General features: G+C 53.7%; 23 protein-coding genes and 1 other RNA gene. 15 read left to right on the top strand and 9 right to left on the bottom strand.

The features are described 5' to 3' along the window. Positions 1 to 92, top strand: a transfer-messenger RNA (tmRNA) gene (gene ssrA / locus ABDW13_RS17575); the annotation flags it as partial. Positions 93 to 259: 167 nt separating this feature from the next. Beyond that, positions 260 to 1,114, top strand: coding sequence for a PA4780 family RIO1-like protein kinase (locus tag ABDW13_RS17580; RefSeq protein WP_343553853.1), 855 nt, complete (start codon positions 260 to 262; stop codon positions 1,112 to 1,114). Here the strand turns inward: ABDW13_RS17580 and ABDW13_RS17585 are convergent. Beyond that, on the bottom strand, positions 1,081 to 1,998 hold the full coding sequence (locus tag ABDW13_RS17585) for a LysR family transcriptional regulator (RefSeq protein ID WP_343553854.1): 918 nt from the start codon (positions 1,996 to 1,998) through the stop codon (positions 1,081 to 1,083). The two genes, ABDW13_RS17580 and ABDW13_RS17585, sit on opposite strands and share 34 nt — an antisense overlap. 108 nt (positions 1,999 to 2,106) lie before the next feature. Here ABDW13_RS17585 and ABDW13_RS17590 point away from each other — a divergent pair, with 108 nt between their 5' ends. Both ABDW13_RS17590 and ABDW13_RS17595 read left to right on the top strand, forming a co-directional pair. Then, positions 2,107 to 3,420: a serine hydrolase gene (locus ABDW13_RS17590; RefSeq protein ID WP_343553855.1), complete on the top strand. Its 1,314-nt coding sequence runs from the start codon at positions 2,107 to 2,109 to the stop codon at positions 3,418 to 3,420. Between the two features lie 180 nt (positions 3,421 to 3,600). Continuing rightward, on the top strand, positions 3,601 to 3,957 hold the full coding sequence (locus tag ABDW13_RS17595) for a hypothetical protein (protein ID WP_343553856.1): 357 nt from the start codon (positions 3,601 to 3,603) through the stop codon (positions 3,955 to 3,957). Positions 3,958 to 4,124: 167 nt separating this feature from the next. Here the strand turns inward: ABDW13_RS17595 and mgtA are convergent, their stop codons facing one another. Next, positions 4,125 to 6,848 (bottom strand): magnesium-translocating P-type ATPase, encoded by a 2,724-nt coding sequence (mgtA, locus tag ABDW13_RS17600; RefSeq protein WP_343553857.1) that lies wholly within the window; start codon positions 6,846 to 6,848, stop codon positions 4,125 to 4,127. Between the two features lie 735 nt (positions 6,849 to 7,583). On the opposite strand from mgtA, the gene ABDW13_RS17605 reads away from it, so the two are divergent. The 5 genes from ABDW13_RS17605 to ABDW13_RS17625 are packed head-to-tail and all read left to right on the top strand — an operon-like array spanning position 7,584 to position 12,539. After that, positions 7,584 to 9,152 carry an ABC transporter substrate-binding protein gene (locus ABDW13_RS17605; RefSeq protein WP_343553858.1) on the top strand — a complete coding sequence of 523 codons (1,569 nt, stop codon included), beginning with the start codon at positions 7,584 to 7,586 and terminating at the stop codon, positions 9,150 to 9,152. Further along, positions 9,152 to 10,204: an ABC transporter permease gene (locus ABDW13_RS17610; protein WP_343553859.1), complete on the top strand. Its 1,053-nt coding sequence runs from the start codon at positions 9,152 to 9,154 to the stop codon at positions 10,202 to 10,204. Before ABDW13_RS17605 ends, ABDW13_RS17610 begins: the two co-directional genes overlap by 1 nt. Further along, a complete protein-coding gene (locus tag ABDW13_RS17615; protein ID WP_343553860.1) occupies positions 10,201 to 11,058 on the top strand; it encodes an ABC transporter permease in 858 nt (285 codons plus the stop codon). Before ABDW13_RS17610 ends, ABDW13_RS17615 begins: the two co-directional genes overlap by 4 nt. Beyond that, positions 11,048 to 11,881, top strand: a complete 834-nt coding sequence (locus ABDW13_RS17620) for an ABC transporter ATP-binding protein (protein WP_343553861.1) — start codon at positions 11,048 to 11,050, stop codon at positions 11,879 to 11,881. The genes ABDW13_RS17615 and ABDW13_RS17620 overlap by 11 nt, the downstream gene beginning before the upstream one ends. After that, entirely contained in the window at positions 11,874 to 12,539 is a 666-nt protein-coding gene (locus ABDW13_RS17625; protein ID WP_343553862.1) for an ABC transporter ATP-binding protein, read from the top strand. The genes ABDW13_RS17620 and ABDW13_RS17625 overlap by 8 nt, the downstream gene beginning before the upstream one ends. A 35-nt stretch (positions 12,540 to 12,574) precedes the next feature. Here the strand turns inward: ABDW13_RS17625 and ABDW13_RS17630 are convergent, their stop codons facing one another. From ABDW13_RS17630 to ABDW13_RS17640, 3 genes are read right to left on the bottom strand one after another with little or no spacing between them, the layout of a single operon-like run. After that, complete coding sequence (locus tag ABDW13_RS17630; protein ID WP_343553863.1) at positions 12,575 to 13,360, bottom strand: ABC transporter ATP-binding protein; 786 nt, start codon at positions 13,358 to 13,360, stop codon at positions 12,575 to 12,577. Then, a complete protein-coding gene (locus ABDW13_RS17635) occupies positions 13,360 to 14,205 on the bottom strand; it encodes an ABC transporter permease (RefSeq protein WP_343553864.1) in 846 nt (281 codons plus the stop codon). Before ABDW13_RS17635 ends, ABDW13_RS17630 begins: the two co-directional genes overlap by 1 nt. 20 nt (positions 14,206 to 14,225) lie before the next feature. Further along, complete coding sequence (locus ABDW13_RS17640) at positions 14,226 to 15,173, bottom strand: ABC transporter substrate-binding protein (RefSeq protein WP_343553889.1); 948 nt, start codon at positions 15,171 to 15,173, stop codon at positions 14,226 to 14,228. A 242-nt stretch (positions 15,174 to 15,415) separates the two neighbouring features. Here ABDW13_RS17640 and speG point away from each other — a divergent pair, with 242 nt between their 5' ends. Next, a complete protein-coding gene (gene speG, locus ABDW13_RS17645; protein WP_343553865.1) occupies positions 15,416 to 15,961 on the top strand; it encodes a spermidine N1-acetyltransferase in 546 nt (181 codons plus the stop codon). Between the two features lie 36 nt (positions 15,962 to 15,997). Here the strand turns inward: speG and ABDW13_RS17650 are convergent, their stop codons facing one another. From ABDW13_RS17650 to ABDW13_RS17665, 4 genes are all read right to left on the bottom strand, one after another. Continuing rightward, positions 15,998 to 16,417: a hypothetical protein gene (locus tag ABDW13_RS17650; RefSeq protein ID WP_343553866.1), complete on the bottom strand. Its 420-nt coding sequence runs from the start codon at positions 16,415 to 16,417 to the stop codon at positions 15,998 to 16,000. A gap of 85 nt (positions 16,418 to 16,502) precedes the next feature. After that, complete coding sequence (gene mmuM, locus ABDW13_RS17655) at positions 16,503 to 17,438, bottom strand: homocysteine S-methyltransferase (RefSeq protein ID WP_343553867.1); 936 nt, start codon at positions 17,436 to 17,438, stop codon at positions 16,503 to 16,505. Beyond that, entirely contained in the window at positions 17,428 to 18,843 is a 1,416-nt protein-coding gene (gene mmuP / locus ABDW13_RS17660) for an S-methylmethionine permease (RefSeq protein WP_343553868.1), read from the bottom strand. The genes mmuM and mmuP overlap by 11 nt, the downstream gene beginning before the upstream one ends. A 133-nt stretch (positions 18,844 to 18,976) precedes the next feature. Next, positions 18,977 to 19,315: a DUF2002 family protein gene (locus ABDW13_RS17665; protein ID WP_343553869.1), complete on the bottom strand. Its 339-nt coding sequence runs from the start codon at positions 19,313 to 19,315 to the stop codon at positions 18,977 to 18,979. Positions 19,316 to 19,465: 150 nt separating this feature from the next. On the opposite strand from ABDW13_RS17665, the gene ABDW13_RS17670 reads away from it, so the two are divergent. The 5 genes from ABDW13_RS17670 to nrdF all read left to right on the top strand — a co-directional run bounded on the left by ABDW13_RS17670 (position 19,466) and on the right by nrdF (position 23,982). Beyond that, positions 19,466 to 19,786 (top strand): DUF883 family protein, encoded by a 321-nt coding sequence (locus ABDW13_RS17670; RefSeq protein ID WP_343553870.1) that lies wholly within the window; start codon positions 19,466 to 19,468, stop codon positions 19,784 to 19,786. A gap of 459 nt (positions 19,787 to 20,245) precedes the next feature. Then, positions 20,246 to 20,488: a glutaredoxin-like protein NrdH gene (nrdH, locus tag ABDW13_RS17675; protein WP_343553871.1), complete on the top strand. Its 243-nt coding sequence runs from the start codon at positions 20,246 to 20,248 to the stop codon at positions 20,486 to 20,488. Positions 20,489 to 20,492: 4 nt separating this feature from the next. Next, positions 20,493 to 20,897, top strand: coding sequence for a class Ib ribonucleoside-diphosphate reductase assembly flavoprotein NrdI (nrdI, locus tag ABDW13_RS17680; RefSeq protein WP_343553872.1), 405 nt, complete (start codon positions 20,493 to 20,495; stop codon positions 20,895 to 20,897). After that, the gene (gene nrdE / locus ABDW13_RS17685) at positions 20,876 to 23,014 is read left to right on the top strand and encodes a class 1b ribonucleoside-diphosphate reductase subunit alpha (RefSeq protein WP_343553873.1); all 2,139 of its coding nucleotides are present in this window, start codon (positions 20,876 to 20,878) and stop codon (positions 23,012 to 23,014) included. The genes nrdI and nrdE overlap by 22 nt, the downstream gene beginning before the upstream one ends. Before the next feature lie 8 nt (positions 23,015 to 23,022). Continuing rightward, on the top strand, positions 23,023 to 23,982 hold the full coding sequence (gene nrdF, locus ABDW13_RS17690) for a class 1b ribonucleoside-diphosphate reductase subunit beta (protein WP_343553874.1): 960 nt from the start codon (positions 23,023 to 23,025) through the stop codon (positions 23,980 to 23,982). Positions 23,983 to 24,394 lie beyond the last annotated feature (412 nt).

Raw genomic sequence — 24,394 nt, forward strand, 5'->3', positions numbered from 1 at the left:
CAGCTGGCCGGCGAATGTAAAGACTGACTAAGCATGTAGTGCCGACGGTGTAGTAATTTCGGACGCGGGTTCAACTCCCGCCAGCTCCACCAAAATTCTTGACCGGTGATTACCAGAGTCATCATGTTAAGTCCTGAAAGCCCGCACGGTGAAAGCCTTGCGGGTTTTTTTGTATATGTCACTCTTTGAGGCGAACCGCGTGAATCCAGCGATAGAAAAGTTTGGCGGCTCCTCTGGCTGAAATAAGGTATAAAGCCGCATGAAGATTCCAAACAGAATTCAACCGCTGGTCGATGATGGCCTGATCGACGAAGTGCTGCAGCGCCTGAAAAGCGGCAAAGAAGCTGACGTTTACACCGTACTGAGCGGTGGCAATGTGCAGTGCGCCAAAGTGTATAAAGCAGCTTCGCAACGCAGCTTCAAGCAGGCGGTGCAGTATCAGGAAGGCCGTAAGGTGCGCAATTCGCGTAACTCGCGCGCCATGCAAAAAGGCTCGAAATTCGGCCGTAAACAGCAAGAAGAATCGTGGCACACCGCCGAAGTGGATGCGTTGTTCCGCCTGGCTAACGCAGGTGTTCGCGTTCCACAACCCTATCTTTGCATTGATGGCGTGCTGTTGATGGAGTTGGTCACCGATGGCGCAGGCGCTGTTGCCCCGCGACTCAGCGATGTGACCTTGACTGAAGAGAACGCCGTTACCGATTTCCACACCATGATCCGCAACATCGTGCGCATGCTATGTGCTGGGATTGTGCATGGCGATTTGTCGGAGTTTAACGTGCTGCTGGATGCGCAAGGACCGGTAATTATCGACTTGCCACAAGCCGTTGATGCCGCAGCGAACAATCACGCTGAATCGATGTTTGAACGCGACGTGAATAACATCACCGAGTATTACGGCCAGTTCGCGCCGCAACTACTGCAAACACGTTACGCCAAAGAGATTTGGGCGCTCTACGAAGACGGGAAATTAACCCCAGAAACGCCGTTAACCGGTTTGTTTGTTGAAGTGTTGCACGATGTCGATATGGACTCGCTGCTGGATGAAATCATCACCGCTGAGGATGAGTATTACGAACGTCAGCGCGCGGCGAAAGAGCGCGATGACGAGTAAGTACTGCGCCAAATCTCCAGCAAGCTGGCAATGAAAGCTTCGGCAAGCGCCTGTTTATTGCGGCCCGGATTCCACAACGTCACCAACGTGATGTTTAATCCTTGATTGCCCACTTCCGTATCCAGCGCTTGCACATTACGCCAGCGCTGAGCCTGAAAATGCGTGGGGAGAAATCCCCAACCCACACCACTTTCTAACTGATGTTGCAAAATGGCGCGATCGTTCACAAACAGCGATTTCCCCGATATTTGCAGACGCCGACTCACCTGCTCATCGTTAACGTGGTGCATCACCAGTTGCGGCACCAAAGACAGATTCAGCAACGTTACCGGCTGAGGATGATCGCGAAACAGTGATTTGGCGGCATAAAAATTGAGTTCGACATTACCCAGCGCCTGCCACTCCATCTCATTGCCTAGTGTACGATGCTGCGCCTGACAAATCGCGATATCGGCCAATCCATTTTTTAAAGCGGCTTCAGCTTGGTCGCGCGTCGCACTCCAGGCACTAAAACGAATGTTTTTCTGCGCCATTTCACTGATCACTGCCTGTAGGAATGCGAGCGGTACGAACGGATCGTAAACCAGTACCAACTCCTCTTCGATAGCCACGGGCAATCCACGCGCGTAGGACTCAAACGCCTGCGCCTGCCGCATGAAAAGATGCGCCTGACGATGCAATTGCTGGCCTTGTTGGGTGAGCAATAATTTGCGTCCTTCGCGTACGAAAAGCGTGTAGCCGAGCGCATCTTCAAGGTAATCCAGCAGATCGCGAATCGTGGTGCGATCTTTCCCCAGTAGCACAGCGGCTTTGGCGATGGTGCCGGTTTCCACAATAGTGGTAAAGGCTTCAATTTGCGAGAATGAGTAACGTAAAGCAGGCACAATCCACTCCAAAATAATCAGGGGATTTTCCCCTATTGAGTGATTTTATCAGGGGAAGTAACGTTCTTATACTGCTGCGCATTCACTCCTGAAGATGCAGAGACAATAATGAACCAACATCTGTTAAAACCACTGCTGATTGCCGCGACACTGAGCACCATCGCCTTCACCACATCAACTTTCGCGGCAGACCTGATCGATTGTGGCGGCGTTAAACTGGAATCTTGCCCGCAGCCTTTTGATAAAAAACTGCCGGATACACACAAAATGCTGAGCTGGAATCAAGCCGATCGCGTGGTGGGATTCCGCAATGATTACCGTAACTATGCTGGCGATGTGTTCCGCCATGGCAAAGCCGCACCTTTGCCTAAAGCCAGCAAAACGCTCACCTCAGCCTCTTACACGTTCAATGGCAACAACTATTCATTGCCTGATTATCTCAAACGAGAAAATGTCAGCGGTATGTTGGTGCTGAAAAACGGCCAAATCGCCTATAAATATTTAGCCGCAGGTAATACGGATAAGACGTTGTGGACGTCTCGCTCGGTAGGGAAATCCGTGGTCTCAACGCTGGTTGGCATCGCCATCAAACAAGGCAAGATTCATTCTCTCAACGACCTCGTCACCGATTACGAACCCGATCTCAAAGGCAGCGCCTGGGATGGCGTGACCTTGAAGCAGTTGATCCAGCACACTTCTGGCGTGGCCTGGAACGAAGATTACGCCAATCCTAACTCTGACTTTGCGCATCTTACGCAGTGTGAAGCGCGTGCTGGCACCTACGATTGTGTGCGCGACATCATCAAGCACTTACATCGCGCACATCCGGCAGGCACAACCTGGTCATACTCATCAGGCGGCGCCTGGCTACTCGGCGATGTGTTAGAAAAAGCCACCGGCATGCCGCTTGCCACTTACCTGGAAAAAACCATTTGGCAACCTTACGGCATGGCCAGTGATGGCGTCTGGCATGCCTATGAAAAAGGACAGCACGACGTAGGCGCGCACGGCTTTAACGCTACGCTGGAAGATTGGGGACGCTTCGGCTTATTCATTATGAACAACGGCCGCTTAGCGAATGGTGAACAAACGTTGCCCGATCACTGGCTGGACGATGCCGCCAATTGGACGCAGGCGAAAAATTCAGTATCCGCCGCACATCCAGAAGGCACTTATGGTTATCAGTGGTGGAACAACGCGGTGGCCGCCAATGCGCAACACGTTTCTCCTGTTGCCGATAAATCTCTGAAAAATTCACTGTGGGCGTTAGGCATTTATGGCCAGGTGATTATGGTGAATCGTGCAGAAAATCTGGTGATTGTGCAGTGGTCTACCTGGCCGCAGGCTGAACCGAAGATGAATGCTCAGCCATTAGAAGCAGCGCTGATGTATAGTGCGATTGCGCAGCAACTGGCTGATTAACCTACTAAAGCCGCCGCAAGGTGGCTTTTTTTAAAGCAATTTCGGCTTAAAATGCTTTCTGCGGGTTAATTCCCCGGCAAAACTAGAGCTTTTTCATTCCTGGTTTATTCTTAAATCTTTCCATTCCGGCTTATGCCAGGATGATTACCTGAAACGACATATTTCATGAAAGAGGGAATTATGAAAAAGACCATTATTGCACTGTCAGCCATTCTGATGGCTTCTTCGGCTTTTGCTGCCACTACACATGCAACTGATGACACTGTCGCTAACGCGCAAGCAGGCGCGAACACCGCCAAGGAAAAACTGCATCAGGCGCAGAACGAAGGCAAAGAGCAGCAGCTCAAAGCCAAACATGCCGCTGAAGGTAAAAGCGACAGCATGACCAGCAAAGCCAGCGAAGGCACGCAAAAAGCCTGGAACAAAACCAAAGAAGGTTCTGAGAAAGGTTGGGATGCCACCAAAGAAGGCACCCAGAAAGGCTGGAATAAAACCAAAGAAGGTGCCAGCGATCTGAAAAAGAAAGTGACTGAATAACTTTCTCTGCAAAATGAAAAGGCCGCAATTGCGGCCTTTTTTAATGCTTCAAAACATCCTTTAACTCAGCGAAACACCAGCGTTAGCACCACGATCACCACTATCATCAAAATCAGGTGAAACACCACTTTGTTGAGATTCGGGTTCCGCATATCGCCTCCTTGTGTTTAAAACCACTGACCAAAGCGCTTGATGTAGAGTGTTTTCATGCCCTGCGCCACCACGCAGTAACCGAACAGCGTCGCCACCAGCCATGGGAAATAAGCCCATGGTAGCGGCACCAAGCCCACCATGCTTCCCAGCGGTGAGAACGGCAACAAAATGCCCGCGATCATCACACCCGCGGTAGTCAGCAATACTGGCAGCGCCGCGCGACTCTGAATGAACGGAATCTTTTGCGTACGCAGCATATGCACCACCAACGTTTGAGACAGTAACCCTTCAACAAACCAGCCCGACTGGAACAGCGACTGCATTTCTGGCGTATTGGCCGCAAACACATACCACATCACGGCAAAGGTGGTGATGTCGAAAATTGATGAGGTTGGCCCAATCCACAGCATGAAACGTTTGATATTCCGCGCATCCCATTTGCGTGGTTTGCGCAGGAATTCGCGATCCATTTTGTCCCACGGCAATGCGAGTTGGGACAGATCGTACATCAGGTTCTGAATCAGCAGATGAATCGCCAGCATTGGCAGGAACGGAATAAAGGCGCTCGCCACCAATACCGAAAACACGTTGCCAAAGTTAGAACTGGCGGTCATGTTGAGGTACTTGATGATATTGCCGAAGGTTTCACGGCCCTTCATCACGCCCTCTTCCAGCACCATCAAATCTTTTTCCAGCAAGATGATATCGGACGACTCTTTGGCGATATCCGCCGCGCTATCCACTGAGATCCCCACATCCGCATCACGCAGCGCTGGCGCATCATTGATGCCGTCACCGAGGAAACCGACGGTGTGGCCTTGCTGCTGCAACGCACGCAAAATGCGCGATTTCTGCAACGGTGTCAGTTTCGCAAATACCGCACTACGCGCCGCTGCCTCCGCCAGTTGCTCGTCACTCATCGCCGCGATCTGATCGCCGGTCAGAATGTGGCCGCTATCAATGCCAACCTGCTGGCAAATACGCGCCGTGACCACCGGATTGTCGCCGGTCAGCACTTTGACACTCACGCCATTGTCGCGCAGTGCGCTAATGGCTTTCGCGGCGCTCTCTTTTGGCGGATCGAGGAACGTCAGCAGTCCTTCAATGGTTAATCCCTGTTCATCCGCCACGCTCAAGGCTCGCTGTAAACCCGGTTCCGCCAGTACGCGACTCGCCACCAGCAGCACGCGGAATCCTTGTTGATTGTATTGATGTGCCAGCGCCAATAGTTCCGCACGACGCGTTTCATTCAGTGGCTGGATCAGTTTGCCTTCACGCTCGGCGGTGGCGATGCTCAACATCTCTTCCACAGCACCTTTGCAAATCAGCATTTGTTGATTCAGGCGGCGATCGCGTACCACCACAGAAACGCGGCGACGAATGAAATCAAACGGCAGCTCATCCACTTTGGCGTAGTAATCGCCCATATCGTGACTAACGCGATCTTTGCCGTAACGCAGAATCGCCCGATCCATCAGGTTCAGCGTGCCGCTCTGATAATGGCTGTTGAGCCAGCTGAGCATCAGCACACGTGAATTTTCCACACCGGCGCAATCCAGATGGTGCTCTAGAATAATGTTGTCTTGCGTCAGCGTGCCGGTTTTGTCGGTGCACAGAATATCCATCGCGCCAAGGTTTTGAATCGCATTCAGGCGTTTGACGATCACTTTACGCCGCGACATGGCAATCGCGCCCTTCGCCAGATTCGAGCTCACAATCATCGGCAGCATTTCCGGGGTTAAACCCACCGCTACCGCCAGCGCAAACAGTGTGGCATCCAGCCAATCACCTTTGGTTAAACCATTAATCAGCAGCACTACTGGCACCATGACCAGCATGAAGCGGATCAGCAGCCAGCTCACGCTATTTACGCCGCGATCAAAAGCAGTTTGTGAGCGGTTACCCACAATCGATTTGGCCAGGCTACCAAAATAGGTTTCGCCGCCTGTCGCCACCACCACCGCTTTGGCGCTGCCGCTGGAAACGTTGGTGCCCATCAGGCACACGCTACCTAATTCCAGCAGCGATGTGCCCTGCTCGCTGGCCCCGCTGCTTTTGCTGGTGACATTGCCGGTGACGTCATATTTCTCCACCGGCAAAGATTCACCGGTTAAAATCGCCTGGCTGATAAACAGATCGCGTGAATCCAGCAGACGCACATCCGCCGGCACCAAATCGCCCGCAGAAAGGTAAATGATGTCGCCCGGTACCAGCGTGGCGATATCGACTTCCATTTTCATCGGTGCAGATTGCGCTGATTCCCGGCGCAGCACAGTCGCAGTAGTGCGCACCATCGATTTCAGCGCCTGCGCCGCTTTGTTAGTGCGGAACTCCTGCCAGAAGCGCAGCAAACCGCTGAGCGTTACCATCGTCACAATGATGATGACACCGGTCAGATCGGTCTCCTCGCCATGACGCAGCGGCAGCCAGAAATCGGTGAAAAAGCTCACCAATGCCAGCGCCATCAACACATAGATGAAAGGATTGTTGAAAGCTTGCAGCAGTTGCAGCAGCGCCGGTGGCGCTTTGTCGTGCTCCACCTGATTGCGGCCATACACCGCTAAACGCGCTTCCGCTTCACGCTCATGCAAGCCCAGCGCATCGCTGCGCAGACGCACTAGGGTTTCGTCAGCAGTAAAACCGGCTTCATCTTCAATCAGATAGCGCGGCGTTTTTTGGCGTGGCTGGCGAGTGGTATTCCAGGCTTTTTTTTCCTGGTTGAGTTTCATGTCAGTCATGGTGACATTCCTCTATTTTACGGCAATAAAAATCCCTGCATGCTGAGCACACAAATTAAATAAACGGCAAAACGTAGTTAAATTAAAAATAACCTGTCGGGAATTTCCATATCACCTCCCGGAAATTAAAGACGAAAGAAGTCGCTCGTAAAATAACGAGAAATAAATAATAACGATGGAAAACACCGCGCCGTCAGAAGGCGGAAAGCGATCTAACGCGCAGAGCAAATCAGCACGCTGAAGTTCAGCGCGCGCATCGAGGCGGAGGGAAAAGTGTGTTAAAAATCATGTGCATGATGAAATTCCCACGAGCATCAGCCCGTTACAATAGGTTTGTGAGGGAACAATCATCAGAAAGAGGAGGATTGCTGCCCGCCGTATTGGCAAGCAGCGACAAAAAAGTTCGCGCGTCAGCTTGCCTTGTGTTGCCAACTAAAAGGGTGACTGTCCAACTGAACTCTCCTGCTTTGAAATTGCCGCCATTATATTCCTGGCAAAAGCGAAGTAAAGTTAATTATCCGTTACTAACTACTTATTTAATTTTCGTTGGGATTGAGTTTAATTAACCGTCTAATCCAGCAATCAGGTCACCCTAAATGGCGCCCCCGCGATGTAAGGCCTTATAACCTAAGCACACCACTTAGATCATTAATGCATATGCATAGCCTGAAATTGACTATTCTTCACCGCAGCGCTCTCGTAAACTCGCGTAACTTTTTAAGGCAAGGGAACACCATGAAAAAAATTATTCCAACTATGCTGGCACTTTCGCTGGCAGCCGCCTTCTCTGTGCAGGCCGCAACGCCGAAAGACACGCTGGTGATTGCTCAATCAACGGATGATGCGGATAGCTTCGATCCCGCGCAGGGCTTTGAACTGACCACGGTGCAAGCGTTCACTAACATTTACCAACGTCTGGTGCAGTCCGATCCCACCAACCCGATTGACCTCAAGCCAACGCTGGCGACTTCATGGCAAGCTGGCAGCGATAATCGCAGCCTGACGTTTGAACTGCGCAAAGGGGCGCAATTCGCCAGCGGCAATCCGCTGCGTCCAGAAGATGTGATCTTCTCGCTGGGTCGCGTGGTGAAGCTGAACCTCGATCCTTCCTTTATTCTGACGCAGCTTGGCTGGAATAAAGACAACGTCGATAGCTTCCTGAAGAAAGTCGATGACAATCACGTACAGATTAGCTGGAGCGCCAACGTTAGCCCGGCGTATGTGCTGAGCCTACTGTCTGCGCCGGTCTCGTCGATTATTGATGAGAAAACCGCGCAGGCGAATGCTAAAAACAACGATTTCGGCCACGCGTGGCTGGCCACTAACTCAGCGGGTAGCGGCCCGTATCAGATTCGCAAAGTGGTACTGCATGAAGCCGTGCTGCTGACGGCAAACCCAACGTCGCCTGCTGGCGCGCCGAAGCTGAAAAATATCCTGATTAAAAACGTTCCGGAACCGGCGGCGCGTCGTCTGCTGCTGGAACAAGGCGATGTGGATATCGCGCGTAACCTCGGTGCAGATCAGATTGCCTCACTGAAAGGCAAAGCGGGCGTGAAGACGGAAGCGATTCCGATGGCTTCGCTCTATTACATCCAGTTCAACATTGGTGAAAATCCAGTGCTGAAAAATCCGGCCTTGTGGGAAGCCGCACGTTACCTGTTCGATTACAAAGGCATCGCCAACGATCTGCTGAAAGGCCAGTTCGATGTGCATCAAACCTTCCTGCCGAAAGGTTTCCTCGGTGCCATCAACGACACGCCATACAGTTACGATCCAGAAAAAGCCAAAGCGATTCTGAAGAAAGCCGGTTTGACCAACGTCAGCTTCAAACTCTCCACCAGCAATCAGCCGCCTTATCTCGATATCGCTCAGGCGCTGCAAGGCAGCTTCGCCAAAGGTGGCGTGAAAGTGGAAGTGCAACCGGGCTTAAGCTCAGAAGTCTCTACCCGCGTGAAAGCCCACAAATACGAAGCGACACTCAACGCCTGGGGCGCGGACTATTTCGATCCCAACACCAACGCCGCTTCGTTCGCTTACAACCCGGAAGATGGCAGCAAAACCGTGGCGTACCGTTCTGACTGGCATATTCCTGAGTTGAACAAACAAACGCTGGCGGCGACGGCTGAAAGCGATCCTAAAAAACGCGTTGAGCTGTATCAGGCGATGCAACAAGAAGTGTTAAAAAACTCGCCATATGTGATTGGTTTGCAGGCGAAAAACCTGATTGCGCTGCGCGACAATCTGCAAGGCTATGTGCAGGGTATCAACCCGGACATGGTGTATTACTCGCAGGTTTCTAAGTAATGGCAGCATCAGATTCATCGGCCGGGTTCGCCCGGCCACTGTGGCAACGTTTTAGCCACCTCGTCACCAGCCTGCTGTCGCTGCTGGTAACGCTAGTCGGTTTGTTAGCGTTTACTTTCATGTTGTCGCACCTATCGCCTGTCGATCCGGTGCAACAAATTGCGGGCGATCACGCCAGCGAAGCCACCTATGCGCAAGTGCGCCACGATCTTGGCCTTGATCAGCCGGTGCTGGTGCAGTTTTGGCGCTACATCAGCCATTTGGCGCGCGGCGATCTCGGTTTATCGCATCTGACTAACCAACCGGTGAGCGCCGATCTAATGCGCACCTTCCCCGCCACCATTGAACTCGCCACCTGCGCGATGATTTTTGCCGCCGTATTTGGCATTGCCTTAGCGCTGCTGGCCGCATGGAAACCCGGCAGCCTCATTGATAACGTGGCACGTTTTGTCTCGCTGCTTGGCTATTCGGTGCCAGTATTCTGGCTCGGATTGCTGGGTTTATTGCTGTTTTACGCCGTGCTGCACTGGTCGGCAGGACCGGGCCAGCTCGATGACATCTGGGTGTATACGCTGGAGCCTAAAACCGTCTTTGTGCTGATTGATAGCTGGCTGTCCGGTGATGCTGAAATGTTCCGCAATGCTATCGCCCACTTGTGGCTGCCGGTGGTGATTCTTGGCTTGCTGGCGATGGCTGGGATTACACGTCTGCTGCGTGCGGCGCTACTCGAAGAGAGCAATAAAGAGTATGTGGTGCTAGCGCGCGCCAAAGGGGCCAGCCGTGGTCGTATTCTGCTGCGTCATATTTTCCCCAACGTGCTAGGCACGCTGATTACCGTCATCGCCCTCTCCTACGCCACGCTGCTGGAAGGTTCGGTATTGACCGAAACGGTGTTTGCCTGGCCGGGCGTCGGTCGTTACATGACCAACGCGCTGTTTTCCTCTGATGTACCGGCGATTCTTGGCTCAACCTTGCTGATTGGCAGCTGCTTCATTCTGCTCAACGCGCTGGCTGATGCTTTGACCTGGTTAACCGATCCGAGAACCCGATGACCCAACAACTCTCTGAACTGGAAACGCTGCGCCCACGTCGCCGTCGCGCACGCGTGACCTCGCTCACCATCGGCCTGACGTTGGTGTGTATTGTGGTGGCGATGGCGTTATTTGCGCCATTGCTGGCCCCGTTTGATCCCAATGCGCAGGTGATTGCCCAGCGTTTGCAGGCTCCTTCGGCCTTGCATTGGTTTGGTACCGATGGCTTTGGTCGCGATTTGCTGTCGCGCGTGATTTACGGCGCGCGTCCGACGCTGCTGCTGGTCGCGCTGATTTTGATTTTGACCATTCCGGTGGGATTGCTGATTGGCATTACCGCGGGCTACGTCGGCGGCTGGACTGAGCGTGTGCTGATGCGCATTACCGATATCTTCCTGTCGTTGCCGAATCTGGTGATCGCGCTGGCGCTGGTCGCCATGCTGGGTCCGGGTTTGATGAATGGCGCGCTGGCATTGGCGCTCACCAGTTGGCCGCCGTTTGCCCGCCAGGCGCGCGCGGAAACCCTGGCGCTGCGCCGCAGTGATTACCTCGCCGCCGCACGTATGCAAGGCATCACCGGATTACGTTTGATGTTCGGCCACATTCTGCCGCTGTGTATGCCAACGGCGGTGGTGCGCGCTGCGCTCAGCCTCGGCGGCATTATTTTGTCGGCGGCCGGTCTGGGCTTCCTCGGCATGGGCGTGCAACCGCCAACCGCGGAATGGGGTTCGATGGTGGCAGAAGGCAGTAAAGTGATCTTCGACCAATGGTGGGTCGCCGCGGCACCCGGCGGCGCCATTCTGTTCGCCAGCCTGGCGTTTAACCTGACAGGCGATGGCCTGCGTGACCGACTGGATACTCGCCATGCCAAATGATCTGTTAGTCGATGTGCAAGGCCTGACCATTCGCAGCGATGATGCGCTGCTGGTCGATAATATTGGCTTCCAAATTGGCCGAGAGCGCGTGGCGTTGGTCGGTGAATCGGGATCGGGCAAATCGCTCACCGCCCGCACGCTGATGGGCTTGCTGTCACCTTCGTTGCAGGTGCAGGCCGATCGTTTACAGGTGATCGGCAATGATGCGCTGCATCTGCGTGAACGTGACTGGATTCAACTGCGCGGCAGCAAAGTGGCGATGGTGATGCAGGATCCGAAATACGCCCTCAATCCCACGCGCACCATTGGCTGGCAGGTGGAAGAACCGCTGGTGCTGCATCACAAATTGAGCCGTGCCGAGCGCAAAGAAAAAGTGTGCGAGATGCTGGATGCGGTTGGTTTGCCCGATCCGCGTCAGCTGATGAAACGCTATCCGCATCAGCTTTCCGGCGGCATGGGTCAACGCGTGATGCTGGCGATCGCCCTGATTACCGATCCAGAACTGCTGATCGCCGATGAACCGACGTCAGCACTCGATCACGCGATGCGCGATCAGGTACTGGCGCTGATTCGTCATTTGGTCGAGCAACGCAACATGGGCTTGCTGCTGATCAGCCACGATCTGCAACAGGTTTCTGAACACTGCGAACGTGTAATGGTGATGTATCAAGGCCGCGTGCTGGATACGCTGCCCGCTGCTGAATTGTCCAACGCCAGCCACCCTTACACCCGCACGCTGTGGTCTTGCCGTCCGAGCAAAGCCACGCACGGCGAACGCTTGCCGGTGCTGGATCGTGCCGCGCTGGAGAAAAGTCATGATTGAGTTAACCAACTTGAGCGTGTCGCACAAGCAAGGATACGAGCTGCGCACGGTGGTGCATGACGTCTCGCTACAGGTCAACGCCGGTGAGTGTTTTGGCCTGGTTGGCCCATCCGGCTGCGGCAAATCGTCGCTGCTGTGGGTGCTGGCGGGATTGAATGCGCATTGGAGTGGCAAGATGGCGTTGGCGGGAACCACGGTTCAGCCTGGCAAAGCGTTTACCGGACAGTTGCGGCAGGACGTGCAGATGGTGTTTCAGGATCCTTATGCATCGCTGCATCCGCGTCATCGGCTGCGTCGCACGCTGGCAGAACCATTGAAAATGCTGAAACGCGATAATATCGACGATCGCATTGATGCCGGATTCCGCCATGTTGGGCTTGATCCGGCCTTAGCGGATCGCTATCCACACCAGCTTTCTGGCGGTCAACGTCAGCGCGTAGCGATTGTGCGGGCCTTGCTGCTGCAACCCAAGATCCTGCTGCTGGATGAGCCGACTTCCGCGCTGGATATGTCAGTGCAGGCTGAGATCCTCAACCTGCTCAACGATCTCAAGCAGAATGATGGGTTAACCATGGTGCTGGTTAGTCACGATCCCGATGTGATCGATCACATGTGCGATCGCGCGGCACGCATGGCGCAAGGAAGGATTGTTAGCTGATTTCGTCAGGTCGCCAATTTTTGGCGACCTGTTAATTAGTGCGCCATTGCCTGCATCGTTTCACTGCGAATCGATTCGGTGACTTCCGCTTTCAGCATCATAAATTCTGGCGATGTTTTGATGGTGTAATCGCGTCCGGCATTAAAATTCACCGCCACTTCCTGTTTGATGCGTCCCGGGCGGGCGCTGAAAATCGCCACCTTATTCGCCATGAAAATCGCTTCATCAATATCGTGCGTCACGAATAATACGGTTTTGCGCGATTGCTCCCACACCGACAGCAACAGCTCCTGCATCATCACTCGCGTCTGGTTATCCAGCGCGCCAAAAGGTTCGTCCATCAGCAACACTTTGGGATCGTTGGCTAACGCACGGGCAATTGCGGTGCGCTGCTGCATGCCGCCGGAAAGCTGGCGCGGATAGTGCTGAGCAAAGCCGCGCAGGCCAACCTGATGAATATAGTAGTCGCTGCGCTCTTTCTGCTGTGCCGCACTCAAGCCGCGCTCCTGTAAACCAAAACGGATGTTCTCTTCCACCGTCAGCCATGGAAACAGCGTGTAGCTCTGAAATACCATGCCACGATCGGCGCCCGGCCCTTCCACGCTTTTGCCATCCAACCAGATCTCGCCGCGCGTCGGCGTGTCCAGCCCGGCGATGATGCGTAGCAGCGTAGATTTGCCGCAGCCCGAAGGCCCCAGAATCGTGATGAAGTCGTTCTCTTCCACCTGATAATCAATCGGCTGCAATGCCTGAGTTTGCTCGCCTTTCGGCCCGGTGAAGATGCGCTCGACGCCGCGCACGTTGAGTTTGCTGTGTTTCATCACAAAGTACTCCATGCAAACAAGCGCCGATTGAGCACTTTAAATAAGTAATCCGAGATCAGCCCAATGCAGCCGATCACGATGATACCGAAAATGATCTGCCCGGTATTCAGCAACGCCTGACTATCAACGATCATATGACCAATGCCGCTTTCCGAGCCGATCAACTCAGCGACGATCACATAGGTCCACGCCCAACCCAGCACCAAACGCAGCAACTCGGCAATGCCCGGCGCGGCTCCGGGAATCAGCACGCGCCGCACGATTGAACGATTGCTGCAACCCAGCGTGTAAGCCGCTTCAACCAGATCGCGCCGTGCGCCGCTTACGGTCACCGCCACCATCAACACAATCTGGAAGAAGGAGCCAATGAAGATCACCAGGATCTTCTGGGTTTCGCCAATGCCCGCCCACAGAATCAGCAGCGGGACAAACGCCGAAGCCGGTAAATAACGGCAGAAGGAGACAAAGGGTTCGAGAAACGCTTCCCAGGTTTTATATGCGCCCATCATGATGCCGAGCGGCACGCCAATGATTGCCGCTAACACGAAGCCCGACAGCACGCGCATCACCGTCATGCCGATGTCCAGCGAGAAGTTGTACTCGGTGAACAGCAGCACGCCTTGCTGCAACATGGTGAGCGGATCGGCGAGGAAGGTCGGCGACACCATGCCGCTCAGCGTCACCAGCGTCCACAGCGCGATAAACAGCACGAAGAACGCCACGCCAAGCCCAATGCGCAGGCGCAGCGAAATGGCTTTCAGTGGCACCATCAGCGGATTGTGCCAACGCTGTGGCGCATCCGGCAGTGCTGCTGGCGGTGAAACCGGTTGGCTTTTACTCATCTCCATCTCCTTTCTCCCGCTTACTGCACGAAGCTGGCGTCGTACAGGCTCTTCACGTCAGGCATTTTCTTGATTACGCCCGCGCGTAGCAGCAATTTGCCGGCTTCATCGCTGAAGGTTTCAATCTCGCCACTGAAGAACTTTTTGTTCTCTTCCGGTCCCGCCCAACGCAAATAACTGGCCGATTCGGCAAACTCTTTGCCGGTGGATTTCACCGCTGCGCCCATGATTTCATTGGACTTATCCGGCTGCTGTTTGATCATCTCCAGCGCATCGTAATAGCTGGCCACCAGCGCTTTCGCCGCCTCAGGATGATCTTTCAGGAAGGTTGGCGTGCAACCTAAGGTGTCCATCACAGTGGGATAATCCAGCGTGGTGGCGAGGATTTTGCCGGCCTTCGGCTGATTACGGATCACCGAAAGATAAGGTTCGTAGGTCACCGCCGCATCGTTTTGACCGGCAGCAAAGGATTGTGCCGCCGCTTGTGGCGCCATGGTTGCCAGACGCACGTCTTTCATCGTCATGCCGTTTTTATCCAGCATCCACGCCAGCAGGAAGTACGGTGAAGTACCCGGCGCATCCACTGCCACGGTTTTGCCTTTCAGATCTTTGATGCTGGTGATGTCGCTGCGCGTTGCCAGGCCATCTGCGCCATACGATTTATCCAACTGGACAATCTGCTTGATCGGCACACCGGCGGCGTTCCATGAAATATAGGTTTCCACGGTAGTCGCAGCGCATTGAATGGTGCCGGAAGCCACCGCTAAATGGCGACTGCTTTGCGGAATCATCTTCACATCGACATCCAAGCCGTGCTTTTTGAAGATGCCCGCTTTGTCCGCCAGCGTCAGCGGGGCGAAACCGGTCCAGCCGGAAATACCGATGGCAACTTTGGTGTCTGCGGCCTGCGCCTGCAATACGCTGGTAATCAACGCAGCGACGGTTACAACTTTAATGACCTGTTTCATTGGCTTGCCCATGTTCCACTCCTGTCAAAAGGTGATGAAAAACAACGGTTGTATAGTCTTATCTATACAAGCCAAGCAATGCGTGTGCCAGAACAGCAAAGCCTGATGCAGCCAGCGAATCCTGCGCTAATGCGCACCAGCAAGGTGCAGCGCGGCGGCTTGCTCACCCACACTGGTGCGTAAAACAGGTTTAATTGAATGGCGCTATACTCGCGCCATCATCTCAACGGAAGGAGCAGCTTATGACAGTTAAATTACGGCCACTGGAGCGCGAAGATCTGCATTTTGTTCATCAACTGGATAACAACGCCAGCGTGATGCGTTACTGGTTTGAAGAGCCATACGAAGCGTTTGTCGAGCTATCCGATCTCTACGACAAGCACATTCACGATCAAACCGAACGCCGTTTTGTGGTGGAGCATGAAGGTCAGAAAGCCGGTTTAGTGGAGTTGGTGGAGATTAACCATGTGCATCGCCGCGCCGAATTTCAGATCATCATCGCGCCGTCGCATCAGGGCAAAGGCTTAGCCACCAAGGCGGCAAAGTTAGCCATGGATTATGGTTTTTCGGTGCTGAATCTCTACAAGTTGTATTTGATTGTCGATGAGGAGAACGCGAAGGCGGTGCATATCTACACCAAGTTAGGCTTTGAGGTGGAAGGTGTGCTGAAGCACGAATTTTTCATTAACGGTGAATATCGCAACACCGTACGCATGTGCATTTTCCAGCAGCAATATCTGGCGCAGCATAAAAGCGCCAATACGATGGTGAAACCCACCGCGCAGTAATAGCAAGGTCGCCAACATCAATGGCGACCCATTTATTTAACCGCGAGCGCCTACCACGTTTAACTTCGGCTGCGGATGCTCAGGTTTGAGATCGTACATGCCGCCGTAGAACGGATCGACCAACAACCAGCCGGGAAAGCCCAACAGCGGAATGTTGCCGAGCAGATACCACAAGTTGGCATTGGCTTCGATCGGCAATGTCACTGGCACATAACCCGGCGCTTCCAGCATCACCTGATAGTGTTTTTTGCCAAAATAGTTACCGGTCGATTTGGCTAACTCAACGGTTTGCGGCGTGTAGCCCTGCGCTACCGCGCGGCCGGTTTCATCCTGCACGGTGAAACGCGCACCTTGCGGCAATGAGTCGATTTTTACCGGTTGAGTTTGCGTGCCGACGATAGAGGCGCAGCCGCTTAATAGCAGCGCACAGGCAGGAAAAAGGTGTCGCAGGTTCATAGCAGGTCCGCGTTAGCATCAGATTAAGGCAGTCTAAACTGCCTTTGCGTGATTAATCGCGCTAGTACTGATGTTTTTCTGCGCTTTATTGCGGTTTACAACATGCCGCAATCGCTGCGATATCCTGCGGAGTGGTGCGACAGCAGCCACCAATCAAGCGCGCGCCCGCCTGCTGCCATTCGGCGAATTTATCATGCAGCGTGCAACCCGATGGCGCCGAATGCCAGGTTTTGCTGCTGGCATCGTACTGTTCACCGGAATTGGGATAGACCAGCAGCGGCTTGTCGCACAGCGCCTGCAAGGTACGCAACGCGGGCGTCACGCTTTCCAGTGCCACACAGTTGAGGCCGATCGCCACCACTTGCGATGCGGCATTGACCAGCTCTGCTACTTTGCTCAACGGCGTGCCATCGCTGATGTGCTGTGCATCGCGCAAGGTGAAAGAGAACCACGCGCTGCTGGCAGGAAACTCCGCCAATAAACTCACTAACGCCTGCGCCTCGGCAAACGAAGGCAGCGTTTCGCACGCCAGCACATCAACGCCTGCCTCGACTAAAGCCTGCACGCGCGGACGATGGAAGGCTTTCATCTCTTCTTCCGGCAACGCGTAATCGCCACGATATTCCGCGCCGTTCGCCAGATACGCGCCATAAGGTCCCACGGAACCGGCCACCAGCAACCCCGCAACGCTGGATGATGCCGCGCGATAATCGTCACGCGCACGCTGCGCCAGCTTCACGCTTTGTTTGATCAGTTCCAACGCCTGCGCGCCATCCAAACCACGAGCGGCAAAGCCCTGCGGCGTGGCTTGATAGCTGGCGGTGATCGCCACATGCGCGCCTGCGGCATAATAATCGTGATGCACCTGATAGATCAGCTCAGGATTTTCCATCAGCACTTTGGCGGACCACAGCGCATCGGCCAGATTGCAGCCGCGCGCTTCCAGTTCGGTGGCCAGTGCGCCATCAATAATCAAGGTGTCAGTTTGGTTTAGTGCCTGAGCGATAGGATTACGCGACATCATTGGCCTCCTCAGCCTTTTGCGATGACTTTCCTCGTTGCGACACATGGTATGCGGCATAGCAGAACAGCACAAATGGAATGCCGCACCACAACGCGATGCGCTGCGAGGCATCAAATGCCAGGCCCACGCAGGCCAATAAGCACAATAGGAAGCCGAGAATCGGCGTCAGCGGATAAAGCGGTGCGCGATAGGCAAGCTGCTTGACGTTACCGCCAGCCTGAACAAAGCGACGGCGAAACACGTAGTGCGAAGCGCAAATACTCAGCCACACCGCCACCACCGCAAATCCGGAGATGGCCGACAGCGCCACAAACACCGTGTCCGGCGCAATCACGCTCGAGAACAGCGCCAGCAGGCCGCCAATCATGCTCACAGTCAGGGCCAGCGTCGGAATACCGCGACGGTTCACCTGCGCAAAGCAGCGCGGCAAAGTATTCTCATTCGCCAGCGACCACAACATGCGGCCTGATGCATACAATCCAGAGTTAGCAGCAGAAAGAATCGCGGTGAGGATCACGAAGTTGAAGATATCCGCCGCGTACGGGATGCCGATCTTCTCAAACACCAGTACAAACGGGCTTTTCACGATGCCCGCTTGATCCATCGGGATCAGCGCCGCCAGCACAAAAACCGTGCCGATAAAGAAGATGATCAAACGTGCCACCGTGGTGCGAATCGCCAGCGGCAGCGCTTTTTGCGGCTGTTCGGTTTCCCCGGCGGCAATGCCGATCAATTCCGTTCCCGAAAAAGCAAAGTTGACTGCCACCATGGTCATCAGAATCGGCAAAGTGCCGTGCGGCAACCAGCCAGAAGCGGTGAGATTGTGCAATCCTGGCGCGGCGCTGCCATCTTTCATCGGGATAAAACCAAACATCGCCGCAGCGCCAAGAATGATAAAGGCGATGATGGTGATCACTTTGATAATCGAAAACCAGAATTCACCTTCAGCAAAGAAGCGCGTCGAGACAATGTTGAGCAAATAGATGGCAATGCAGAAGACTAAGCACCACATCCAGACCGGCACGTTGGGGAACCAATACTGCATGCAGAATCCCGCGGCGGTCAGGCTCGATCCCAGCGCGACAGTCCAGGTAAGCCAATACAGCCAGGCCACGGTATAACCGGTGGCGGGACTTAAATAACGCGCGGCATACACATGGAAAGCGCCGGTTTCTGGCATCGCCACAGCCAACTCGCCGAGACACACCATCACCAGCCACACCACCAGCGCACCAATCAGATAGGCCAGTAAGGTGCCGGCAGCGCCCGTGGTTGAGATGATATAGCCGGTGTTGAAGAACAGGCCGGTGCCGATCACCCCGCCCAGCGATAGCATCACCAAATGGCGAACTTTCATGGTGCGCTGAAAATTTTGTTGCGGGGACGTTTCCTGAGTTTGCATATCTTTGTATCCGTATGGACGTCTGAACATCTATATGGACACAGGGTTATACGCGTCAGCGTGGGGATTTGCAACGTGGTAGAAAGTAAGGATTAACGAAAGGTTTGCGGCCCCGCGAACACGGGGCGCAGCATTAGCCGCCGAAGACGCCTTGCAGATAGCGCTCAAGCGCTACACGTGAACTAAAGCCGTGCGGAATACCGTAATGCTCTTGTGAATCGCCCATTAGATAGAGCGGAAACTGCGTGTAGTGATCGCAGGTTTTCATTTCTGACGCTGGCTCAGCAAAGTGATGACTCTTCTCTTTCAGCGTCGGATGGATGATCAATGCGGTACGTCCCATGCGTGCTTCGCGATTGACGTAAACGTAGTTGTCGCCGCGGCGATAACCATAAGTTTTTGGCGTTTGGGTATCCATTTCGAAGCCCACTTTCTCAAGTACGCGCGCTACCTCATCTGGTCGTAAATACATGCTTGCTCCTCTCTTCTCACAGCCCCGCAACCTTACAACAGCAAGACAGCGCGGAGCATTCGGAATTTTCCCTAAAGCCTGGCACATCCCTGCGTTTAATCACGCTTCGTCTACACTGAGTATTACGTTTTAAATCAAAGGGAGCTAAAAATGTTTAATCGAAGCGCTAAAAACGATGACATTGATATCAATCAGGATGTAAACGAACTGGCAGATTCGCTAGAAGCGTTACTTAAATCTTATGGCAGCGAAGCCAAAGATGAGGTTGATAGTGCACGCAGCCAGGCGCAGGCGCTGCTGAAGCAGACGCGGGCGAAACTGAGCGGCGGTCAGAGTCGCGTATCGCAAGCGGCACGTGATGCAGGTACCCATGTTGATGCGTATGTGCATGACAAGCCGTGGCACGGCGTCGGTGTCGGCGCGGCCGTTGGTTTAGTGCTGGGCGCGCTGCTGGTGTCTTCACGCCGCTAATCCTCGTAGTGCATGCAATAAGCCTCGCCTGGTGCGGGGCTTTTTTGTGGGCGAGGGATAGTGCGCGCTGTCCCTCACCCTAACCCTCTCCCACAAGCGGGCGAGGGAATGTTTAGGTGGCGTTCAACTGTGACACCTATGCTCGATCGGCCCCTTCTCCTGCTTGCGGGAGAAGGCTGGGATGAGGGCCAGATCGCACAAAACTCAACCATCTCTCGCCCTACTCATCCTTTACAAAAAAAATTTTCGGCCTGGAGAGCGCATGATCTCTGGCGTTAGCGATTATCTGAAGATCAAAATAACAAAACCCTATATCTGGTGGGCTTGACCCATTTAATCACTACATCTAGTATTCAACCCATCACACGCAACCAGATGTCGTCAAGGACGAAGCTCGATGCAAACAGGAATTTGCTTCGTATCTCGCAATCTGACCGCAATAAAAGGGAAATACGAATCATGCGCATTATTATTTACACCAAAGACAACTGTGTCCAGTGCAACGCAACAAAAAATGCAATGGATCGCAAAGGCATCGATTACGATTTAATCAATCTTGATAGCCAACCCGAAGCTATCGACAGCCTCAAATCCCTCGGCTATCGCCAGGTGCCCGTGGTGATGACGCACGACGATCACTGGAGCGGCTTCCGTCCCGATAAAATCGCCGGCCTGCGCCAACTCGCTGCCGTCGGGGGATAAGACGATGTTTCCACTGGTCTATTTCTCTAGCCAGTCGGAAAACACGCACCGATTCATCACGCGTTTGGGGCTGCCTGCCCGCCGCATTCCGGTTGATGGCACGCAGCGCCTGCAAATCGAACAGCCCTATATTTTGGTGGTGCCGAGCTACGGCGGCGGCAGTTCACGCGGTGCAGTGCCCAAACAAGTGATTCAATTCCTCAATGATGATGCCAACCGACGCGGAATTCGCGGCGTGATTGCTGCCGGTAACCGTAACTTCGGTGAAGTCTATTGCCTGGCGGGCGACATCATTGCGCAGAAATGTCAGGTTCCCTATCTCTACCGCTTTGAGCTGATGGGAACCCCCGACGATATCGCTAATGTAAAAGCGGGAGTGACCCAATTTTGGCAACGACAGACACCCTAAACAGCACGGCGCTGGATTACCACGCGCTCAACGCAATGCTGAACCTGTATGACGCCGATGGCCGCATCCAGTTCGGCAAAGATCACGAAGCCACGCGCCAGTTCTTCCTGCAACACGTGCAACCCAACACGGTGCAATTTGCTGATGCCGGCGCGCGCCTGCGCTATCTGGTGGCCGAAGGCTATTACGAAGCTGAAGTGTTGAATCAGTATGCATTCGAGTTCCTGTGCCAGTTGCACGATGAAGCGGCAGCGGCGGGTTTCCGTTTTCACACCTTCCTCGGCGCGTGGAAGTTCTACACCAGCTACACGTTAAAAACCTTCGACGGCAAACGCTATCTAGAAACCTTTGAACAGCGCGCCTGCATGGTGGCGCTGACATTGGCACGCGGCAATGAAACCTTGGCGCGCGAGCTGCTGGCAGAAATGCTCAGCGGTCGCTTCCAGCCCGCAACGCCAACTTTCCTCAACTGCGGCAAACAGCAACGCGGCGAGTTAGTTTCCTGCTTCCTGTTGCGCATCGAAGACAATATGGAATCGATTGGTCGTGCAGTGAATTCGGCGCTGCAACTGTCGAAACGCGGTGGCGGCGTGGCGTTTCTGCTCTCCAACCTGCGTGAATCTGGTGCGCCGATTAAGCGCATTGAGAACCAATCTTCCGGCGTAATTCCGGTGATGAAGATGCTGGAAGACGCATTTTCTTACGCCAACCAGCTAGGTGCTCGTCAAGGCGCGGGCGCGGTGTGGCTCAATGCCCATCATCCGGATATTTTCCGTTTCCTGGATACCAAACGCGAAAACGCTGACGAGAAGATTCGTATCAAAACGCTGTCGCTCGGCGTGGTGATCCCGGATATCACTTTCCAGTTAGCGAAAGAGAACCGCGATATGGCGTTGTTCTCGCCGTACGATGTGGAACGCATTTATGGCAAGGCGTTTGGTGACATCAGCATTAGCGAGCATTACGACGAAATGCTGGCCGACGATCGCATCACCAAAACCTACATTAAGCCGCGCGATTTCTTCCAGACGCTGGCCGAGATTCAATTCGAGTCGGGTTATCCGTACATCATGTTTGAAGACAGCGTGAACCGCAGCAATCCGATTGCCGGCCGCATCAACATGAGCAATTTGTGTTCTGAGATTTTGCAGGTCAACAGCGCCAGCGAGTTCCATGACGATCTCAGCTATCGCCGCGTGGGCAAAGATATCTCCTGCAACCTTGGTTCGCTTAACATCGCGCATGCGATGGATTCACGTAATCTGGCGCAAACGGTGGAAACCGCGGTGCGTGCCCTGACCGCGGTTTCCGAAATGAGCGAAATTAATTCGGTGCCGTCTGTGGCTGAAGGTAACCGCCGCTCACACGCCATTGGCCTGGGACAGATGAACCTGCACGGTTATCTGGCGCGCGAAGGCATGGCGTACGGTTCGGCAGAAGCGTTGGATTTCACCAATCTCTACTTCTATTGCGTCACCTATTACGCGGTGCGCACCTCAAATCTGCTGGCGCAGGAACATCAGCAAAGCTTTGATGGTTTCGCCCAGTCAAAATACGCTAGCGGCCAATACTTTGATAAGTATGTTGATCAAGCCTGGCAACCACGTACCGCGCGCGTGGCGCAACTGTTTGCCGATGCCGGCATTGCCTTGCCGACGCAGGCCGATTGGCAAGCATTGCGTGAAGCGGTAATGCAGCACGGTTTATACAATCAAAACCTGCAAGCGATTCCGCCAACCGGTTCGATTTCCTATATCAACCACGCCACTTCGAGTATTCACCCGATTGTGTCGCGCATTGAGATTCGTAAAGAGGGCAAAACTGGCCGCGTCTATTATCCGGCGCCGTTTATGACCAATGACAATCTCGATCTCTATCAGGATGCTTACTCGATTGGCCCGGAAGCGATTATTGATACCTACGCCGAAGCCACGCAGCACGTCGATCAAGGCTTGTCGCTGACGCTGTTCTTCCGCGATGACGTCACCACGCGCGATATCAACAAAGCGCAAATTTACGCGTGGAAGAAAGGCATCAAAACGCTCTATTACATCCGTCTGCGTCAAATGGCGCTTCAAGGTACCGAGGTGCAAGGCTGCGTCTCGTGCGCACTGTGATGAAAACTATGCAACTAAAACAAATTCAAGCGATTAACTGGAACCGCATCCAGGACGATAAAGATCTCGAAGTGTGGAACCGCCTGACCAGCAACTTTTGGCTGCCGGAAAAAGTGCCGCTCTCCAACGATCTGCCTGCCTGGCAATCGTTAGACCACCAGCAACAGCAGCTGACGATTCGCGTGTTCACCGGTTTGACGCTGCTCGATACCATTCAGAATGTGATTGGCGCGCCGGGACTGATGGAAGATGCGATTACGCCGCATGAAGAAGCGGTATTGTCGAACATCTCCTTTATGGAAGCGGTGCATGCGCGTTCATACAGTTCGATTTTCTCCACGCTGTGCAACACCGCTGATGTCGATGCGGCGTATCGCTGGAGCGAAGAGAATGAAGCGCTGCAAAACAAAGCGAAGATTGTGCTGGAGCACTATCGCGCCGAGGATCCGCTGAAGAAAAAAATCGCCAGCGTGTTCCTTGAATCGTTCCTGTTTTATTCCGGTTTCTGGCTGCCGATGTATTGGTCGAGTCGCGGCAAATTAACCAACACCGCCGATCTGATTCGCCTGATCATTCGCGACGAAGCAGTGCACGGCTATTACATCGGTTATAAGTACCAGAAAGCGCTGGAAACCGTAGATGACGCACGCCGCGAAGAGTTGCAGCAATTTGCGATTGATTTGCTGCTGGCGCTGTACGAGAACGAAGTGACCTATACCGAAGCGCTGTATGGCGAGGTTGGCTGGGCGGAAGAAGTGAAAACCTTCCTGCACTACAACGCCAACAAAGCGTTGATGAATTTGGGTTATGAAGCGTTGTTCCCGGCAGAGTTGACCAGCGTAAATCCGGCCATCTTGTCGGCATTATCGCCCAACGCCGATGAAAACCATGATTTCTTCTCAGGTTCTGGCTCATCCTACGTGATGGGGAAGGCAGTCGAAACCGAAGACGAAGACTGGAATTTCTAATACGCGTCATACTTCACGCCACAGCTGCGTTGACTGCGCCCCCTCTTCCCAGTCACATAGTTCACTATGCTCCTGGGTCGAGCGGGCTGGTCGCCTTGTTGCAACACGAACTATTTAGGGGATTAATTTGGTGATATTTGCTTTAAAACCAAATTTTATTTCCCCTTAGAACATCACTTTTCAATCACGCTATTTATCCTCATCACATCGCTTTATTTCACTTATATTTCGTTTGATCAGGGTGCTTTTTCGGCAATTCTGCGTCGTAAATTTCCTGAAGCAGCTATAAATTCACTTCTTTGAGACAAAAAATTCATCCACGCGCATCCCTTGTGAGCACTGGAATTATTGCCAATCGTTACCGCTCTGCTCCTGCCAATATTCCCATTCAGGGTTGTCAGATATTCTCACT

The organism is Pantoea sp., assembly GCF_039594315.1.
Taxonomy (GTDB): domain Bacteria; phylum Pseudomonadota; class Gammaproteobacteria; order Enterobacterales; family Enterobacteriaceae; genus Pantoea.

What these genes read in the sequence shown, in the direction of transcription:
- ABDW13_RS17580 (WP_343553853.1), top strand. Translation starts at nt 260, where the DNA reads ATGAAGATTCCAAACAGAATTCAACCGCTGGTCGATGATGGCCTGATC.
- ABDW13_RS17590 (WP_343553855.1), top strand. Translation starts at nt 2,107, where the DNA reads ATGAACCAACATCTGTTAAAACCACTGCTGATTGCCGCGACACTGAGC.
- ABDW13_RS17595 (WP_343553856.1), top strand. Translation starts at nt 3,601, where the DNA reads ATGAAAAAGACCATTATTGCACTGTCAGCCATTCTGATGGCTTCTTCG.
- mgtA (WP_343553857.1), bottom strand. Translation starts at nt 6,848, where the DNA reads ATGACTGACATGAAACTCAACCAGGAAAAAAAAGCCTGGAATACCACT.
- ABDW13_RS17605 (WP_343553858.1), top strand. Translation starts at nt 7,584, where the DNA reads ATGAAAAAAATTATTCCAACTATGCTGGCACTTTCGCTGGCAGCCGCC.
- ABDW13_RS17610 (WP_343553859.1), top strand. Translation starts at nt 9,152, where the DNA reads ATGGCAGCATCAGATTCATCGGCCGGGTTCGCCCGGCCACTGTGGCAA.
- ABDW13_RS17615 (WP_343553860.1), top strand. Translation starts at nt 10,201, where the DNA reads ATGACCCAACAACTCTCTGAACTGGAAACGCTGCGCCCACGTCGCCGT.
- ABDW13_RS17620 (WP_343553861.1), top strand. Translation starts at nt 11,048, where the DNA reads ATGCCAAATGATCTGTTAGTCGATGTGCAAGGCCTGACCATTCGCAGC.
- ABDW13_RS17625 (WP_343553862.1), top strand. Translation starts at nt 11,874, where the DNA reads ATGATTGAGTTAACCAACTTGAGCGTGTCGCACAAGCAAGGATACGAG.
- ABDW13_RS17630 (WP_343553863.1), bottom strand. Translation starts at nt 13,360, where the DNA reads ATGAAACACAGCAAACTCAACGTGCGCGGCGTCGAGCGCATCTTCACC.
- ABDW13_RS17635 (WP_343553864.1), bottom strand. Translation starts at nt 14,205, where the DNA reads ATGAGTAAAAGCCAACCGGTTTCACCGCCAGCAGCACTGCCGGATGCG.
- ABDW13_RS17640 (WP_343553889.1), bottom strand. Translation starts at nt 15,173, where the DNA reads ATGAAACAGGTCATTAAAGTTGTAACCGTCGCTGCGTTGATTACCAGC.
- speG (WP_343553865.1), top strand. Translation starts at nt 15,416, where the DNA reads ATGACAGTTAAATTACGGCCACTGGAGCGCGAAGATCTGCATTTTGTT.
- ABDW13_RS17650 (WP_343553866.1), bottom strand. Translation starts at nt 16,417, where the DNA reads ATGAACCTGCGACACCTTTTTCCTGCCTGTGCGCTGCTATTAAGCGGC.
- mmuM (WP_343553867.1), bottom strand. Translation starts at nt 17,438, where the DNA reads ATGTCGCGTAATCCTATCGCTCAGGCACTAAACCAAACTGACACCTTG.
- mmuP (WP_343553868.1), bottom strand. Translation starts at nt 18,843, where the DNA reads ATGCAAACTCAGGAAACGTCCCCGCAACAAAATTTTCAGCGCACCATG.
- ABDW13_RS17665 (WP_343553869.1), bottom strand. Translation starts at nt 19,315, where the DNA reads ATGTATTTACGACCAGATGAGGTAGCGCGCGTACTTGAGAAAGTGGGC.
- ABDW13_RS17670 (WP_343553870.1), top strand. Translation starts at nt 19,466, where the DNA reads ATGTTTAATCGAAGCGCTAAAAACGATGACATTGATATCAATCAGGAT.
- nrdH (WP_343553871.1), top strand. Translation starts at nt 20,246, where the DNA reads ATGCGCATTATTATTTACACCAAAGACAACTGTGTCCAGTGCAACGCA.
- nrdI (WP_343553872.1), top strand. Translation starts at nt 20,493, where the DNA reads ATGTTTCCACTGGTCTATTTCTCTAGCCAGTCGGAAAACACGCACCGA.
- nrdF (WP_343553874.1), top strand. Translation starts at nt 23,023, where the DNA reads ATGCAACTAAAACAAATTCAAGCGATTAACTGGAACCGCATCCAGGAC.